Source organism: Microcystis sp. M31BS1, assembly GCF_020245285.1.
GTDB lineage: Bacteria > Cyanobacteriota > Cyanobacteriia > Cyanobacteriales > Microcystaceae > Microcystis > Microcystis panniformis.
This window is the reverse complement of the sequence record NZ_JADBVE010000270.1, coordinates 1-18,458: the sequence shown is the minus strand read 5'-3', so window position 1 is coordinate 18,458 and position 18,458 is coordinate 1. Positions and strand designations below refer to the sequence as shown.

Sequence of the window (18,458 nt, the reverse complement as noted above, 5' to 3'; positions counted from 1 at the left end):
AACTTTGACAAGAAAAAATTAAAAAGCGATCGCTATTCCTCAGAACAACACAGCGATCGCCTAACCGATAATTCTTCCCGAAGAATACGACGTAAATCGGACTGAGTGAGCGATCGCTCAGAAGGAGATTGGATATATTGTTTTAAAGTCTCATTAATTAGGGTTTGATAACCCATTCCTGCGGTTTCAGCCTGTTCTCGAAAATAAGCTAGAATCTCATCATCTAGATAAATGGTAATGGGTGTTTTTCCCTGAGAGGAAATGAGCGCCCCTCGTTTTCCTTTAGAAAAATCATATTCCTTTCTCATAAGTTTTTCTCTCTTGTTTTGTAGCACGACGAGCGGAAATCAAGGGAATGACTTCACCCCGCAAAGTATAAATAACCACTAATAGTGATCCCATGTTTCCCATCCCCACTGCAATAAAACGTTCTTCTGTTATACAACCGGGATCAAGATCATGAATAGCGAGGGGATCAAAAAACACCATTTCAGCTTCTGCAAAGGAAACACCGTGCTTTTGCCAGTTGGTTTTTGCTTTTCTGGGATCGTATTCAAATGACATACATACATTATATGTATTTTAGAAGGTTGAGTCAAGCTCAAAACCCCTTCAGAGTATCACACGGATCGCCTTACCTTCCCACTTAGAGGGGTATTCAGGGGGAATGACAACTGTGCCATGATGAAGAATCATTTTAAATTCAATCGCTTCCATTCGTTAAGTTTAATAAAGTGTTGTATCAAGTTTAACCCAATCAATCCATGGAGTTTTAGGGGATGAAAAAAAAGCCTAAAAAAAGGGACCGCTTTTTCCCAATCAAATATAATTTAGGTAGAAAATTGCCGAAAAATCGCTATGCTCAACGGGTACAAAATTATTGATGCTGATTCCCATGTCATTGAACCCCCCGCAATGTGGGGAAAATACCTAGAACCTAAATTTAGGGAATTTGCCCCTTCTGCTGACATGAAAATCAAAGGAGAACCGATTAGTCAAAAAATATCCCCACAAGTCCAAGCAGAAGGGAATAAGCAGATGATGCAAGCTCATCCCCACGCTTATCTCAACCGCTATAACCCGGAATCCCATGTTCAATCTATGACACAAATGGGCATAGATGTGGCCTTTATTTATCCCAATTATGGACTGTGGTTATTTGCCATTGATAGCCTACCCGCCGAAGTGATTGGGGCTTTTGTCCGTGCCTATAATAGATGGTTATATGAAGAATATTGTAGCTATGACCCGGCTAGACTGAAAGGAGTCGCTGCAGTCAATCAACATGATCCCGAAGATATGGTCAAAGAGCTACACCGCATGGCAAACTTGGGCTGGAAGGCGGTTTTTTTGCGCCCTAATCCCGTTAAAGGCAGAATTTTGAGCGATCGATCCTATGAACACTTTTGGGCGGCCTGCGAGGATTTGGACATGGCTGTAGGAATTCATGAAGGCACTCATAGCCGCTTACCCACCACTGGTGCAGATCGATTTAACACCCGTTTTGCCCTTCATGCTTGTTCTCACCCCATGGAGCAGATGATGGCACTGTTAGCCTTAATTGAAGGGGGGGTGTTAGAACGTCATCGGAGGCTGAGGGTGGCGTTTCTAGAGTCAGGGTGTGGTTGGCTTCCCTATTGGTTATGGAAGCTTGACGAAGAGTATAAAAATTTACATTGGGAAGTCCAAGATCGGGTAAAATTACTACCATCGGAGTATTTCCGCCGTCAATGTTACATTGCAGGGGAACCCTCTGAACCTTGTTTGGCTCAGGTCATTGATTTTATCGGTTCTGATAACTTAATCTTCGGGTCTGATTATCCTCACATGGATCATCAAGCTGATGGGGTAAAAAAAGTTATAGGACTTGAAGACAACTTATCTCGGGAGATAGTTAAAAAAATCGTTTGGGAAAATCCTCAGCGATTTTATTGTTCAATTTAATTTCTCAAAAAGGAAGCACACTTATGTTTGAAACTCGTAGCTTATTCTACAAGGCAGAAAAAGTTAATGAAGCCGCTCATCAAATGAAACATAAATCCCCACAAATTAATTTTTTACAGCGTCTTTATCAACAGTCAAAACAAGTTTCTCAAATTATTGCTTATATTTGGCGATGGGCTGATGAAAATGAAGAGAAATACGCCGAGCAAAAGAGAGTGGCCAATCTCTTAAGGACTTATTTTGAACATCCGACCTCAGACCAGGGATTGAAAGAAGGAAAGAATGCTGATCACCTCAAAAAATTGTTTGGAGCTAATCCCAACCAACCACTAGAAACCGTTGATGAAATTGAGCCAGCTTATTTACTCAGACAAGTCTTCTTTTCTCCAGACGTTCCTCCTCCATCCAAGGATTATATTTTTCCAATCTTTGATGAATATGAACTGGGAGAGCAAAACCCAAGCTTGGGTTACTTATTTGAAGTGACGTATAGTAGCTTTATTGGTCAAATATTGGATGCAGATAACAATGCACCAGAGTTGTTTAAAATGATTATTCCCTATCCACCTGAGCCGTCATGGGGAAATGCCACTTTAAATGCAGATGATTTGTCCGACTGGATATCAAACCGGACAAGAGGGGAGTATTTTTCCACAAATCCTTATATTCCGACAACTTGTTCCTAGAAGCCTTACAAACTAAGTAGGGAGGCACAATTATTTGTAGGATGGGTTAGCGGTAGCGTAACATAATCGGGGGTTGGGTTTCATGCTTCAACCCAACCTACGTTCATCTTATATTTAATTCCACCCACCTACTTAATTGAACAAAAATAAGAATTGCTCGCCTCACCTCAAGGGTGAGGATTTTATCGTTAAATTAGTCAAAAAATGATTATTAAAGATCCTCAGAACCTTTTATCCGATCTGACAATAAATACTTCTATCTTTTCAGATAGAATTCTTGAGATTCCCTCCCATAATATTCCTTTGCATCCTCATAGTATCAAAAAATTGCTAATGACGGCTAAGGATAAATATGCGGTTGTTGTCTTTCAGCCAACTTTACCCATTCTTTCAGATTTGGGTTTGCCTAGTTATCCTATACTAGCGTATTTATATCCCCAAGAATTAAGTGATATTTGGCATCAATTACAACCCCACATAGAGACATTCCTAACAAGCAAAACTATTCAACCTCAGCCTATTCCATTAGTTTTACTATCGGCAATAGATAGAGATGAGCAGTTACATTATTTTAGTTGTCATTATGGAAAAGCGATCGCACCTTCTTATGTCAGAGTTGTTGTTGGTAACACTTGTAATCTTAAGTGTGTTATGTGTCCCTATCATAGTTCTTCGATAAAGTCTAATCATACTACAGATTTTTTTCAAAAGAAAAAAGTCATGTCTTGGGAGATGATGGAGAAACTAGCAGCAGACTGTGGAAAAGCAGCAACTACCATTGTAATAGGTAGTGTTGAAGAACCATTACTTCATCCTAAACTTATAGACTTTATTCAACTTTGCCGACAGCAAGGTGTTCCAAAAGTTCATCTAACTACTAATGGTCAACTTCTGAATAAAACTTATATTAAAGCTCTGTTAAAATCGGGTTTAACCAGTATTGATATTAGTCTTGATGCGGCGACTCCAGAGACTTATTTAAGAATTCGAGGTGGAGATTTAAGCCAGGTCGAATCCAATACAATTGATCTGTTAAGAATTAGAGATCAGTTGGGTATTGACTGCGAAATTAGAACCTCTTTTGTCAGAAATTACAATGTTAATCTTGAGGAAGAAGAAGCATTTTTAAATCGTTGGTTATCAAAAGTTAATAGTGTTTTTATCCTTAATATTGCTGAATATCAAGAAAATAATATGCGACTAAAAAAACACAATCAAGGGGTACAAAAATCCCTCCAATATTATCAACAAAAAGCGCAAGGGCGCTGGACTTGTTTATTCCCTTTTCTGGAAATGGCAGTTTTACCCAATGGCAAAATCTACTACTGTATAGAAACCTTATTTAGACTAGGTTTTGATCAAGAGATTGAAAGTTTAGGGGATTATAATCAACAAACTTTACAAGATATTTGGTCGGGAGAGTTATTCCAGCAACTACGACAAGATTTAATTCTTAATCAATTAGAAAAAAGAAGAGCTTGTCAAGACTGTGAGATGTGGAAATCGCAAATAATTGATCAAGAACTAAAAGATGGATACTCAGTGCTAACCACAACGGTGACAGAAATTTATTCTCAAGTCTGATCTAAGAGTTTAATGGACATTTTTCTGCTCAAATGCTAGAAAATAAGTAAAAACGTTATTAAAAAGTGAGTTATGAAAGATTATCAACTAATCACAAAAATTTATGAAAGTTCTAGTTCTCTAGTCTATCGAGGTATTTTTAAGGCAAATGCTCAACCGATTATTCTTAAAATTCTTAAAGAAAATTATCCAACTCCTTCAGAGATTACCCGTTATCGACAGGAATATGAAATTATCCGTTCTTTGAACATAGACATTGTTGTTAAAGCTTATGATTTACAGCGACACTATAATAGTTTGATAATGTTTTTAGAAGATTTTGGAGGTCGATCTTTAGAGTTATTGCTATCTCAAGGTAAATTAAATTTGGAAAACTTTCTTTTGATCGCTATTAAAATAACTGAGGGGTTAGCTGCTATTCATCAGGCTAATATTATTCACAAAGACATTAACCCATCTAATATTGTCTATAACCCTGAAACCGAACAACTGAAAATCATTGATTTTGATATTTCCACCCGTTTATCCCAAGAATTTTTCACAGCTTGTCCTCCTAACCAATTAGAAGGGACTTTAGCTTATATTGCCCCAGAACAAACAGGAAGAATGAACCGAGGTCTAGATTACCGTAGTGATTTTTATTCCCTTGGAGTTACTTTATATGAACTTTTAACCAATCAATTGCCCTTTGAAACCACCGATCCTATGGAGTTAGTTCATTGTCATATTGCCCAACAACCTTTACCTGTTCATCAACTCATTCCAGAGATTCCCTTAACTCTCTCTAATATCATTAACAAACTGCTCGCAAAAACCCCAGAAAAAAGATATCAAACTGCCTTGGGTATTAAAGCTGACTTAGAAATCTGTCTTCATCAATTAAAGACGTTAGGACAGATTGCTCAGTTTTCTTTAGGTGGTCAGGATCTGACTGATAAATTTCAGATTTCTCAAAAAATATATGGTCGAAAACGGGAAGTTACTCAACTTTTGAAGGCTTTTGAGCGGGTTAGTCAAGGAACCAATGAAATGATCCTCATTTCTGGCTATTCAGGGATTGGGAAATCAGCTTTAGTTCATGAAATTTACCAACAAGTTACATATAAGCAAGGGCGATTAATTAGAGGAAAATTTGATCAGTTACAAAGAGATACTCCTTATTCAGCTATTTCTCAAGCCTTTCAAATCTTAATCCGTCAACTTCTAGGTGAGCCAGAAAATATCCTGCAAGCTTGGAAAGAGAAAATTTTGGAAGCATTGGGTAAGAACGGTCAAATTATTATCGATGTTATTCCCGAAGTTGAAAAAATTATTGGCAAACAGCAACCTGTTGAACTATTAGGAGGAAGTGAAAGTCAAAATAGATTTCATTTATTTTTTAAACGATTTGTCAATGTTTTTTCTCAAAAAGAAAATCCATTAGTGATATTTATCGATGATTTACAATGGGCAGATTTACCCTCTTTAAACTTAATTGAACAATTAATATCAGATTCTGACATTAAATATTTTCTGATAATTGGAGCCTATCGAGATAATGAAGTTAGTTCGATTCATCCTTTAATGAATACTTTAGAGAAAATTCAGCAATCACAAGTTTCTGTATCGAAAATTACTCTTGCTCCTTTGCAGATGAAGCACATTAATCAATTAATTGCTGATACCTTAAGTTGTTCGATAGAAGTTACTATGCCTTTGGCAGATTTGGTGACACAGAAAACAGGTGGAAACCCCTTTTTTATCGCTCAGTTTCTCTATTCTTTATACCAAGATGGTTTCATAATATTTAATCCTTCTTCTACTAAATTGGAAAATAATAAGCAAAGTTATTGGCAATGGGATCTTACCGAAATTAAAAGTCTATCAATTACCGATAATGTCGTTGATTTAATGACCCATAAAATAAAAAAATTAGCTCAAAAAACTCAAAATATTCTAAAATTAGCCGCTTGTATTGGTAATCAATTTAGTCTAGAAGCTCTTTCTATTGTAAATAATACATCTCAACATATTACGGCTCAACAACTACAATTAGCCCTTGATAAAGGGTTAGTAATACCATTAGATAATAACTATAAACTAGCTCTACTCTGGGATTCAAAAGAATTATCGAGGCAACTCTTAGAAACTGAAACTTTGGGTGGGTATTCTAACTATGTTTCCTATAAATTTTTACACGACAGAGTGCAGCAAGCAGTTTATTCTTTAATTCCAGAGGAAGAAAAGAAAAGGACTCATCTACAAATTGGTCGCCTACTGCTAAAAAACATTACAGACGATGAATTATTAAACAATATTTTTGAAATTGTTAATCAACTTAATGAAGGTTCTGAGCTAATTACTGAGCAACAAGAAAAAGATAACTTGGCAGAATTAAATCTTAAAGCTGCTAAAAAAGCTAAAGCATCAACTGCTTATGAAACAGCATTAAAGTATTTAGATTCTGGTCTCAGTTTATTAACAACTAATAGTTGGAGTGAGCAGTATCAATTGACTTTAGAACTTCATGAAGAAAAATTACATTCTCTCTTTCTTAATACAGAATTTCAGCAAATTTTATTTTATTCAAATATCATTATTAACCAAGCTAAATCGATCTTAGATAAAGTCAAAACATATCAGATAAAGATTGAATTTTACTATGCAAATTTTCAACCTGATCAGGCGATTGATACCGCTTTAAAAACTTTGAAAGAACTGGGAATTTTAATTTATAGAAGAAATGGCAAAAGTAATATTAATCAAAGCATTAATAAGTCCTTAAATTTAATTCTACAAAAAAGGAAAATTGACGATTTAGAAAGCCTTCCTGTTATGACTGATCCCTATAAGCTTAAAGCCATTCAAATCTTACAACAAATAATGTCTTCGACGGCAACTACTGATCCCCTATTACATATAAAAATAATCCTCAAACAGATTGATTTATTTATCAACCATGGAAATTCTCCTGAATCAGCAGCAACATATAGCTACTATGGAATGATATTATGTGGCTCTATCAATAATTATAATTTAGGATATGAATTTGGTAAATTAGCCCTTAAATTGCTCGATAAATATAATATTCGTCAAGTACAAGCTCTTATTATACAGACACATTATGGATGTATATATCACTGGAAAGAGTATCTGAGAAATAAAGAGATCGATAACGAGTTACTAAAGAGTTTTCAAATCGGTTTAGATGTAGGGGATAACCAGTTTGCCTCTTATGTAGCTATAGACTATTGTATTTATAGACTGTTGGGAGGTTATCATTTGGAAGAAGTTGAACAGGAATATATCAAGTATAATCGAGTTATTAAAAAACTCAAGCAAACTTTTTCCTCTTTTTACCAAGAAATTTCTTATAATATAGTCAATAATTTACAAAAAAGCTTAAAAAAAGAAATTGCTTTATTTGTCGGTAAATCCCCTGAAGAAGAAAATGCAGTTTTAGACCAATTAAATCAGACTAACAATGAATGGTTACTTTTTCTGATTTACTTTGCTAAACTATTATTATTTTATCTTCTTAAGATTTACAAGTCGGCAGTTACTTATGGAGAAAGAGGACTTCAATATATTTCAAACCCAACTATAAACTCATTTTTGATTTCTCCTCAACATAATTTCTATTCATCTTTGAGTTTTCTAGCTTATTATCATGACACAGAGCAAAATGATCAAAGAAAATTACTACAACAAGTAGATAACAATCAGAAAAATATGGCAAAATGGGCAAGTCATTGTCCAGCAAATTTTCAACATAAATATGATTTAGTCGAAGCAGAAAAAGCGAGAGTCTTAGGTCAAAATTGGGAAGCTCAAGAATTTTATGAAAAAGCCATTCAAGGAGCAAAAAAATACGAATTTATCCATGAAGAGGCTTTAGCTTATGAACGTGCCTCTGAATTTTATTTTACTTTAGGTAGAGAAGAAATCGGGAAATTATACCTCAGAAATGCCTATCATTGTTACATTCGTTGGGGTGCAAAGGCCAAAGTTAAACAATTAGAAGAAGAATACCCTCAATATTTATTAGGTATCAGCAATGAAAACAAATCTAAAGGACTGAGTACCACTATTTCAACTACTGGTAATGATGGAGCAGTTCTTGATTTAACCACTATTCTCAAAGCCTCACAAGCAATTTCTGGAGAAATTAAACTGGAAAATCTCCTAACAAATTTAATGAAAATTGTCATTGAAAATGCAGGAGCGCAGAAAGGTTGTCTGATTTTAGAACAGGAAGGAAATTGGGTCATTGAAGCTCAAGGAACAATTGATCAAGAAACTATTAATATCTTACAATCAATTCCCATAGAATCTATCGACCATGATAACTCAATTCCCATTTTACCCACTAGCATTATTAATTATGTCGCTCGTACAAAAGGAACTATCGTTTTAAATGATGCCACATCTGAAGGTCAATTTACCAACGATTATTATATTGTGGATAAAGAAACTAAATCTATTCTTTGTACTCCTTTACTCAATCAAGGTCAATTAAAAGGAATTGTTTATTTAGAAAATAATTTAACAACAGGCGCATTTACCTCAGAAAGAGTTGAACTATTAAATATTCTAGCAGCTCAAGCTGCTATCTCTATTGATAACTCAAGACTCTATCAAACCTTAGAACAAAGAGTAGAAGAACGGACAAAAGAACTCACAAACACTTTAGAGGTACTGAAAGCAACTCAAGCAGAACTTATCTTTGAAAATGACCTGCTTAAAAGTGCTGAACAACCTCCCAAATTTGTCTATCAAGTGGGGGGAAGTTTACCGATGGATGCGCCGAATTATGTGGTTCGACAAGCCGATCGCAATCTTTATAAAGCTCTCAAACAAGGTCTATTTTGCTATGTTTTAAATGCACGTCAAATGGGAAAATCTAGCTTAATGGTGCGGATGATGAGCCAATTACAAAAGGAGGGAATTAGATGTGCAGTAATTGACTTAACTCGGCTAGGAACAGATAATATTACCCCCGAACAATGGTATAAAGGATTAGCAGTTGATCTGCTCCGCAGTTTTGGATTAATCAAACAATTGAAAACTTTTAAAGCTTGGTGGAATGAACAATTAGACCTGCCTCCTGTACAACGATTAGGACAATTTATGGAAGAGTTTCTTCTAGTTAATGACGATTTTAATCAGCGGCAATCTAGACAATCGACTGTTATATTTATTGATGAAATTGATAGCATTTTAGGGTTAAAATTTGATGTCTCTGACTTTTTTGCTTTAATTCGTTCTTTTTATAACCAGAGAGCGATTCAACCTCAATTTCAAGAGCTAACTTTTGCCTTTTTTGGTGCTACCACACCTTCAGCTTTAATTACTGACCCCCAGAAAACACCTTTTAATATTGGTAACGCTATTGAATTAGCAAGTTTTAAAGAACACGAAGCTCAACCTTTATTATATGGGTTAACAGAAAAAGTCAGTAATCTTCAGACAATGCTCAAACAAGTCTTAAGCTGGACGGGAGGGCAACCTTTCTTAACTCAAAAACTCTGTCAACTGATGCGGGATAGTGAGCAACCAATCCCCTCTAATCAAGAAGAACAATGGTTGGCCAACTTAGTAGCAGAAAAAATTATTCAAGATTGGGAGATGCAGGATCAACCCGAACATTTAAAAACTATTCAAGATCGCCTTCTTCAAAGTCCAAACCGAACCCAATTATTAACCTTGTATCGACAAATTCTGCATCAAGAAGCAATACAGATTGATAACAATCCCTATTTACCTGAGTTGTTTTTATCTGGATTAGTGGTAAAACGACATGGTAAAATGGACGTTCATAATCGGATTTATCAGACGATATTTAATACCGATTGGCTTGAGCGATCGCTATCTTAAAACCATGGTTCAAAAATTTGTTTATACTGAACCAGTATATTGACTTACAAAGTACTTTTGATACAACTGACAACTGACAATTGCTTGATTTTCTCTGAGTTTAATTAAACCCATACTATTAAGTTTATAAGCAATAATTGGATCGACTATTATTGGTTGATTCCCTTGACAAATCTGTTGAAAAACATCGGCAAGTTCGGGTTGTTTTTGTAAAGTGACCCAGTGCAGCTGTAAATGAGAGGAATAAATCCCCGTTGATGTAGTTGCTGATTTGATTAAATCTTCAATCCTGATTTGTTCTTGGCTAAGATGATAAATCGCTAAATGAATCAAGGCAGGATGTCCCCCCACTAAGTCGTTCAATTGTTGAATTTCGTTGGTGGCTAATTGATTTAATTGATATTTTTTGGCCAATTCTGCCACTTCTTCTTGACCAAAACCCTGTAACTCTATAGGTAATCCCACATTAAAAGGAGACTGTTCTAATCGCAGAGAAACATAAGATTCTGTGGATTGAACAATAATTAAACGTAATTTCTGCCACAGGGGAGATCGCTTAGATTCTTCATAACAAGCTCGGATTAAAGGTAAAAAATCTTCCGCTACTTTCGGATGTTCAAAGACTCGATGCACTCCATCTAAAGCCAATACCAGTGGCTGTTTTATCTCTCGTAAAATATACTCTTCAAAATAAATTGTCCAACTCATTTTAATTCCTATATCTTCATCCCAATAATCATCTAATTTGGCTTCTAAATTCAACTGCCGAGCACAATTACGGCAAATCCAGCGTAAGAACTTGTTAAAATTTGCTATAATGTCTTGGTCTGCTTTTTGTAAATCTAAACTAACAATTTGATAACCGAATCGTTGTTGACAAGCCTCTAAAATTGTTAATAATAAAGACGTTTTCCCCCATTTTTTGGGAGCCTTAATGCGAACTAACGACCCAGATCGGCCGATCTCCTCGATAATTTTTGCTTCAAGGTTTGTTCGTTTTAGATAATAATAAGAATTATAGGGAACAGGAGCATCGGGGTATTCTGGACGCTCATTCTGGGGATATTCATTACCGCAATACTGAAGCGATGTGGAGTTGGTAAAATGAGATTGTAGTCTAGATAAAAAATTTTTTTTATTGATCGTTTCTCCGATCAGTTGCGAGAGTCTATCATAGAGTCCTGGGGCAACTACATTGGCAAGATAGCTGCTACTATAACCATTTTCTTGGGCAATTTCTTGATAGTTCTTTTTCTGCCAAAGTCCTCGCAATAATAATTGTTCTGTGTCATTGAGACAGCGATTCTCAAGCTTGAGCAGTTGCCCATTAAGAATCTCTTGGATTTCCTCGAATTTCATTATTTTTGTCCAAGGTAAGAAGATTTGAAGAAATAGATTATTTGATTTTCCAGTTCCGTTGCAGCCAGAAATATTGAATCTTGACATAACGGCAGCGATTCAAACCGCAATGGGTATATTTTTGACAAACAAGCTGACGAGAACCAGTAACCGACAAAATTGTGCGACGGCAACACCGAGAGGGATTAATTTCCCCCCTTGCTAGGAAATTATAGCATTTCTTGTCAAGGTCAATTACACGGCGAGCAATTATCTCTTGATAATTTCTATCAAAACCCCTAAGTCTTCAGCGTCTAACTACTCGATAATCCTATTAAGAATTAATTCGGAAAAATCCTCACAGGAGTTGACTAGACAGGGTTTTAGCAATCAGATGTACTGCATTTCAACTGCCTATTGGTAATTTTAGTACAGTGGCTGCTCCCAATCTTGCCAACAACGGTTAACAGTTACTGTTCATCCCTCAATACACTTGCTCCCAGAGCTTCTAGGGTTTCTTGCAGCATTTCAGCGCGAGATACATTACCCTGATCTTTCAATAATTGTAGGCCTTTTTGCCAAATCTCGATCGCTTCATTATAACTACCGAAAACTATATAAGCAACCCCTAGATTTTGGTAAATAGTGGGATTATCCGGGTTTAACTTGAGAGCTTTTTTATAAGCTTTAATCGATTCTGGTAGCCGGTGCAGTTGTTTGAGAACCAGTCCTAAATTATAGTAACCATCGGCATAGCTAGGATCAATTTCTACGGTTTTCTCAAATACAGATAAGGCAGTTTCGTATTTTTCTGCTTCGTATAATAACCCACCGAAATTATTATAAGCACCCAGTTTTAATTTATCTAAAATTGGCTGCTTAATCGCTTTAATAAAATTATCGGCTGATTGCTTAAATTCCTCTACTGAATAATAATAATTAGCGAGATGATAATACAACTCGTATAAAATATGCGGATTAGAGCCATGGCATTTTAAACCGTGTTTGAGCAGCTTAAAACCCTCTTTATCCCTGCCAATCTTCAGATATAACCCTCCCAATTTACTACACACATAGGGATCGTGAGGATGTTGCTGATAAAAACCCTCCATCGCTTTTCTTGCCCGTTCAAACTTATCTAAGCTGGCTATTTTATCGACGGTGTAACCGTAGTGAAAGATAGCAATTTCTGGCAGTTCAACTATTTTCCAATTAGGCTCTTTTTTTAATAAAATAGCCACATTATCATCAATAATTGAGTGATAGGGACGGGTAAAAGTGACATGAGGATGTCGGCGAAATAGCCGCGAAATTAGAGAATAAGGTGATTGTATGGCTCCGATTTCATGGCGGATTAAATTAATCACTAAATTTTCCTCTTTTTCCATTGCCCGACGCATTTTCGGTACGATAGCCGGATTTAATTCCTCATCGGCATCAAGGACTAAAATCCAATCGCCAGTAACATATTTTAAAGCCTCATTTCTGGCATCGGAAAAATTACCCCGCCAATCGTAGCTAGGAACTATGGCACTGTAACTTTGAGCAATAGCGATCGTATCATCGGTCGAACCCGTATCCATAACGATCATCTCATCCACCACCCCTTTAACGCTATCCAAACAGCGCCGGAGATTTTCGGCTTCATTTTTGACAATCATGCAGAGACTAAGTTTAGGCATAACTTTACTCACTCTAGCGGTCAATCTTGAGGGATAGCGGCTAATCAATAACCCACTGATTAGCGCTCACCGATTATCGATCATCCTCTGAGTCTACCTTAAACCGTTCTACCGAAGAAAGCAGCTCCCGGGAGATACTCACCAATTTTTGCAGAGAACCCGCCACCCGTTGGGATTCTTGGGAAGTTTCCTGAGCAGTTAACTCCACCGACTGCATAACTTGGGCGACATTGAGGGAATTTTCCCGTTGTTTAACCGTATCGGCGGTAATCGATCGCACCAGCGTATCGATGCGGTTAGAAACTTGGATAATATCTTCTAGGGACTTCTTCGCCTGTTCCGAGCGCTCGGTGACATCGATAACCTGTTGAATCCCTTCCTCCATCGCCATCATTACCGAACCCGTTTCCGATTGAATCTGTAAAACGATCTGTTCAATTTCCTTAAGAGATTTAGCGGCTCTATCGGCCAACTGACGCACCTCATCGGCCACAACCGCAAAACCCCGGCCCGCCTCTCCTGCTCGCGCCGCTTGAATCGAGGCATTAAGAGCCAATAAATTGGTCCGCGAGGCAATCTGAGAGACTACCGCGACAATTTTCGAGATTTCCTGGGAAGCTTCCGCCAAACGCTTCACTTTTCGCGCCGTTTCTGATACTGTGTCGCGGATTTGCAGAATTCCCGCCACGGTTCTTTCCACGGAATCACCCCCCTTCAGGGCGGTAATCGAGGAAGTGCGGGCGACTTCTTCGGCTTCTCTGGCGTTTTCTGCCACCCGTTGAATTGAGTCGGTCATCATCTGTACCGAATTAAGGGTGACGGCCAATTCCTCCGCCATCCGCAGGGCATCGCTAGACTGATTGCGGGCGAAAGATTCACTATTGGTACTGCCTTGATTCACCTGTTTTGCCGCTTTTTTCACCTGTCGGACAATTTCGCGCAGGTTTTGGATCGTCAAATTAAAAGCATCGGCCACCGCCCCTAAAACATCGGCGCTTACCTCCGCTTCCACGGTCAGATCTCCCCGAGCCGCTCCTTCCACATCATCGAGAAGTCGAATCACTTGCCGTTGTAAGTCTTCCCGTTCCCGTTCCGTTTCGGCGGCGCGGCGTTGGGCTTCCGTGGTGGTAATTACCACCACCCGAGCCATCTGATTGAAACGATTGGCCAGTTGACCGAATTCATCTTCCGAGTAGATCGTCGCTTTAGCGTTAAAATTACCTTCCGAGAGATGATCGAATTGGCTTTGCAGATCGTTGAGACTGCGCTTAATCTGACTAATTAGCAACTGTAAACCTAGCCAAGTCAGGGCAAAGGTTCCCAATCCAGTTAATAACATCATTGCTGGTTTCGGTTGACTCCAAGGAGAAAGGCTGGCTGGTGCTGGTGGTATTGGGGCTGGTTTGGGGGCAACTTTTGCAGAAAGCCAAGAGGTGGTGCTAACGGCAAAAATTAACACCACCGGGGTAATACCCGCTAAAGCCGCTAAAATTAATTGCTTTTTGCCTAAAGAAGCGTTGACAAAAAAGCCTAATTTGCCCGGATTGACTTCCACCACTGGCTTGAGCAAGTGCTCGGAAGCATGGGTAAGATGACTATCTCTTTTGTCATTGGGGATTTTTAGACTAGAAGGATTAAAACTAGGCTCTCCCACACCAGAACTGGCATTAAGGCGCGCACCGGGTTCGGGGAGAAAACCACCACTTAAAGCTTCCCCCCCCGAACCGGTAAATAGCTCCCAGTCCCCCAGTCCTTGAACCGTATCCGTCAGAGCCAGTGGGGAAAAACCGTCTAAATCCTCATCATTGAGTTCTGGTTGCCCAAAATCTCCGGTTTCGTCTTCCTCGTATCTTTTTTGAGTGACTCTGCCCTGATTAAGGCCAGTTTTTGCCCCTTGTGGGTGGGTCGATTCCAGGTCAATGGCAAAAGTGCTTTCTTCTAGGGTATCCCTATAGGATAACTCCTGATCTCTACCGGTCAGGGGATTTCCCCCCAGATCAGAGGAAACCATAAAAGTGGCTTCTCCCGTTGACCCTAACTCACCGTCCCACCCTTCCTCCAGCGAGTCAATCTCCGCCGCTTCTAAAAAGGGGAAAGGGGCTTCCCCCTCCGCCGAATCGCTAGACCACTGGGAACCGTGAGAGCCAGGGCCCGGCAGGGTAAGGGAACTAAAGGCGGTTTCCTCCGATTCCTCAAAATCATCGTCATAGGAATGGACTTTACTTACCGTAGGCTCGCTGGGATCCTCCTGATTGAAAAGACTACTATTCCAATCCAGCCCTTTATTTTGTCCATCGGGGTCAGCCCCTTGCGACTTCCTGGGGCGAGAATGGTTAAAACCTTGACCTAGATCGAACGCTGCCTCGCTGTAGGCAATGCTTTCCGTAGCAGCGATCGTAAAATCTCCCTCCTCGGCTTCAAAACGCAATTGCCGAATCTGATCGAGACCACGCTGGGCATAATCGGCTAGATCGGAACTATTGGGAGAATTTTTAGCCAATTGCAGCACTTTTTCGTAACGCTCCTCCGCCAATCTGTATTGTTGTAGTCCTAGATGAATGTGACCCTGTAAAAGCATGACATTGGCATCCTCGGGATACTTGCTGATCATCTCTTTGACAATGACGGCGGCATCCTCAAGGTTGCCCTGGCAATAGGCGGTGTTAGCCTTTCTATAGAGTTTTGCGTATTCTGTCCCTGACGGCATTTGCCCCTCCCCTAGTAAAGTTAAATGAAGTAGTTAGTAGTTTCAAGAAAGAATTCCTATAAATCCTATTCTGCTATTTTTTTCAGGTTTTAAGCCGCCCAACGGGCAGAACGGAGTATGGCCAGATGATCGAGTAGTCCTAAGGTTTTTTTTGATTCTTGGCCCAGAATCCACTCCCCCTGCACATAGGGGGCGATCTGAGCGGGAATACTGGCGGCACTACCTAGTTTATCTGGGTCGAGCCATTCCATATCTCCCAAACGTTCCACCGCTAAACCGAGGATCGTTTCCTCTTCTTTGAGCGCAATTATGGGAATTTCGGCTCGATCGGTGTTTAAGCGGCTGCTATCCCCCAAAAATTGCCCGAGATCCGCCACCCAGATCACTTGACCCCGGAGATTGATCGTGCCGAGAAGCAAGGGTGAAGCATTGGGAATGGGGGTAATCCGATCGAGTGGTTGCTGTATTACCTCGCCAATGCCCACGGCACTAAGGGCAAACTCCTCCTGAGAGGGCAGATAAAATCGCAAGTACAGTTCACCGACGGGAGTTTCTAATTCCTGATTGTCGGGGGCGATATCTTGAGCGTTACCAGTAAAAAAATCGGCGTTGTTAAGCATGAGTTTAGTTCTCTTGCAACTAATAATTCGGGCGGCGTTTTTAGCTGTCTTGACCTATACCATAGATACACTGTCTCTGGTGAGGGCGATTTTATCGGCGCAACAGTTGTTTAATGGTATAAATGAACTCAATCGGTTCAAAGGGCTTGACAATGTAGGCATCGGCTCCGATTTTCATGGCCCAATAGCGATCAAAGACTTCCCCTTTCAAGGAACAAATGACCACCGGGACATTTTTGGTTTTTGGATCCGACTTGAGACGACGACACACCTCATAACCATTCATGCGGGGCATGACGATATCGAGGAGGACGAGATCGGGATTGGCTCTCTGAATATGTTCGAGGGCTTCTACCCCATCCGTGGCGATCGTGACCTTGATGCCGCTATTGCGGAGTAGATCACAGATCAGTTCCCGTTGCGTTTGGCTGTCTTCTACCAGCAAGATTTCGCTCATAACTCCCTACCTAGCTCGGCTGCCAAGAACAACAATGGCAAAAGATGCCCGATAATAGTCCCCTTTGACCGGATGCTCGGAAATTGCTCTCATTTTTGCCTCCAACGCAATCTGAAATTTATCAGGGGTTTCCCTCTAAACAAGGACTTGATTCACCCTTTCGGGTTTCATCTCTATAGTTCCCAATTCTACCGGTGAACTACTCTCAAGGTGGTTGAGAGCTTCCTATTTCACGGGGGATTCCCTCAAGACGGACTTACGCCCAGCTTTTGGTCTTACATCCCCTCTATAGGCAGTATCGCGCTTTTCCTAACGATAAGTACCTAAGCAAAATTAATTACACATTTCGATAAAGCTTTTGCCTCTTGCCTATTGCCTCTTGCCTGTCTTCACTAGGAAATTTATTTTGCATGACTACTTAATATCCCTAAGGCTTCATTTCTGATATTTATCGCCGCATTTATGTCCCGGTCATGGGTTGTTTTACAATGCACACAAGTCCAATTTCTAACCTCAAGCGGCAAACTACCCACTTGATTTAGACAGACATTACAAGTTTTAGAACTAGGAAAAACCTATCAACTTCGGTATAAGTTTTTCCTTGCCATTCTGCCTTGTATTTAAGCATTGTACAAAACATTCCCCAACCACAATCACTAATAGCCTTAGCTAAATTATGATTGCATACCATGCCTTTGACATTGAGATTTTCTACCGCAATAACTTGGGTTTCGTTAACTATCTGACGGGATAGTTTGTGCAGAAAATCCTCACGACATCTTGAGATTTTAGAGTGAACTTTAGCTACTTTACCTCTAGCTTTTTGACGGTTGTTACTTCCTTTCTTTTTACGCAATAGCTTTTGTTGTTTCCTTTTTAGGTTACGTTGATGTTTGGCTAAATGTCTAGGATTATCATATTTACTGCCATTGCTGGTAATAGCAAAATGATTCAGTCCTAAATCAATTCCTATGGCTTTACCTTCTATCCCCCCGTCTTCGTCACCACCCTTATCAAGGGGGGCAGGAGGGATTGTCCATCATCAACTAAAATAGAAGCGTAGTAAGTACCTAGGCAAAATTATTTACACATGACGATCATTGCCCCGTAAGGGTTTTAGCTCGATCGGGCAGGTAATTAATTTTGCATGACTACTTATTTACCGTCTGGGTTTTTTGAGATAGTAACAGTTTTAATTGTTCCTGCAAATTCCCAGTGACGAACACAATAAACCAATCCAATTTTAGGAAGCTTTAGATCTGACAGGGGGACAAGAAGGCTGAAATCCATATAGCATAAGCTTTTCATGGTTTTAGCTCGAAAAAGTTCGCCGCACCATCTCTCACTTATTAAGTACCTAGGCAAAATTATTTACACATGACGATCATTGCCCCGTAAGGGTTTTAGCTCGATCGGGCAGGTAATTAATTTTGCATGACTACTTAGGGTTTGCTGAATAAATATGAAATGTAGGCGAGGTAAGGACTTTAGGGCCTTTCTCGCAAAACCTTGCACCTGTTTTGCGAGAATCGTGGTTCAAAACCTTGCCTCTTCATCAGCGATCCCATCCTGTAGGGGCGAAGC

At 39.3% G+C, this 18,458-nt stretch carries 11 protein-coding genes and 1 pseudogene; 4 read left to right on the top strand and 8 right to left on the bottom strand.

The window, feature by feature from the left end; genetic code table 11:
* Positions 1-32: 32 nt before the first annotated feature.
* Both IM509_RS15790 and IM509_RS15785 read right to left on the bottom strand, forming a co-directional pair.
* Positions 33-308 carry a BrnA antitoxin family protein gene (locus IM509_RS15790; protein ID WP_185236819.1) on the bottom strand — a complete coding sequence of 92 codons (276 nt, stop codon included), beginning with the start codon at positions 306-308 and terminating at the stop codon, positions 33-35.
* Positions 292-564 carry a BrnT family toxin gene (locus tag IM509_RS15785; protein ID WP_185236820.1) on the bottom strand — a complete coding sequence of 91 codons (273 nt, stop codon included), beginning with the start codon at positions 562-564 and terminating at the stop codon, positions 292-294. The genes IM509_RS15790 and IM509_RS15785 overlap by 17 nt, the downstream gene beginning before the upstream one ends.
* A gap of 294 nt (positions 565-858) precedes the next feature.
* Here IM509_RS15785 and IM509_RS15780 point away from each other — a divergent pair, with 294 nt between their 5' ends.
* The 4 genes from IM509_RS15780 (at position 859) to IM509_RS15765 (ending at position 10,070) form a co-directional block, all read left to right on the top strand.
* Positions 859-1,944, top strand: a complete 1,086-nt coding sequence (locus IM509_RS15780; protein WP_185236821.1) for an amidohydrolase family protein — start codon at positions 859-861, stop codon at positions 1,942-1,944.
* 23 nt (positions 1,945-1,967) lie between these two features.
* Positions 1,968-2,630, top strand: a complete 663-nt coding sequence (locus tag IM509_RS15775) for a hypothetical protein (RefSeq protein WP_221634765.1) — start codon at positions 1,968-1,970, stop codon at positions 2,628-2,630.
* A gap of 204 nt (positions 2,631-2,834) precedes the next feature.
* Complete coding sequence (locus IM509_RS15770) at positions 2,835-4,214, top strand: radical SAM/SPASM domain-containing protein (RefSeq protein WP_052276775.1); 1,380 nt, start codon at positions 2,835-2,837, stop codon at positions 4,212-4,214.
* Between the two features lie 72 nt (positions 4,215-4,286).
* Positions 4,287-10,070 carry an AAA family ATPase gene (locus tag IM509_RS15765; RefSeq protein WP_185236822.1) on the top strand — a complete coding sequence of 1,928 codons (5,784 nt, stop codon included), beginning with the start codon at positions 4,287-4,289 and terminating at the stop codon, positions 10,068-10,070.
* 21 nt (positions 10,071-10,091) lie between these two features.
* Here the strand turns inward: IM509_RS15765 and IM509_RS15760 are convergent, their stop codons facing one another.
* The 6 genes and pseudogenes from IM509_RS15760 to IM509_RS15735 all read right to left on the bottom strand — a co-directional run.
* A complete protein-coding gene (locus IM509_RS15760; RefSeq protein ID WP_052276773.1) occupies positions 10,092-11,429 on the bottom strand; it encodes an AAA-like domain-containing protein in 1,338 nt (445 codons plus the stop codon).
* Between the two features lie 449 nt (positions 11,430-11,878).
* The gene (locus tag IM509_RS15755; protein WP_185236823.1) at positions 11,879-13,090 is read right to left on the bottom strand and encodes a glycosyltransferase; all 1,212 of its coding nucleotides are present in this window, start codon (positions 13,088-13,090) and stop codon (positions 11,879-11,881) included.
* Between the two features lie 73 nt (positions 13,091-13,163).
* Positions 13,164-15,797: a methyl-accepting chemotaxis protein gene (locus IM509_RS15750; protein ID WP_185236824.1), complete on the bottom strand. Its 2,634-nt coding sequence runs from the start codon at positions 15,795-15,797 to the stop codon at positions 13,164-13,166.
* 89 nt (positions 15,798-15,886) lie between these two features.
* Positions 15,887-16,417 (bottom strand): chemotaxis protein CheW, encoded by a 531-nt coding sequence (locus tag IM509_RS15745; RefSeq protein WP_002757615.1) that lies wholly within the window; start codon positions 16,415-16,417, stop codon positions 15,887-15,889.
* Between the two features lie 91 nt (positions 16,418-16,508).
* Positions 16,509-16,874 (bottom strand): response regulator, encoded by a 366-nt coding sequence (locus IM509_RS15740; RefSeq protein ID WP_002785387.1) that lies wholly within the window; start codon positions 16,872-16,874, stop codon positions 16,509-16,511.
* Between the two features lie 416 nt (positions 16,875-17,290).
* Positions 17,291-17,945: pseudogene (locus IM509_RS15735) on the bottom strand (RNA-guided endonuclease InsQ/TnpB family protein); the annotation flags it as partial.
* Between the last annotated feature and the right edge of the window lie 513 nt (positions 17,946-18,458).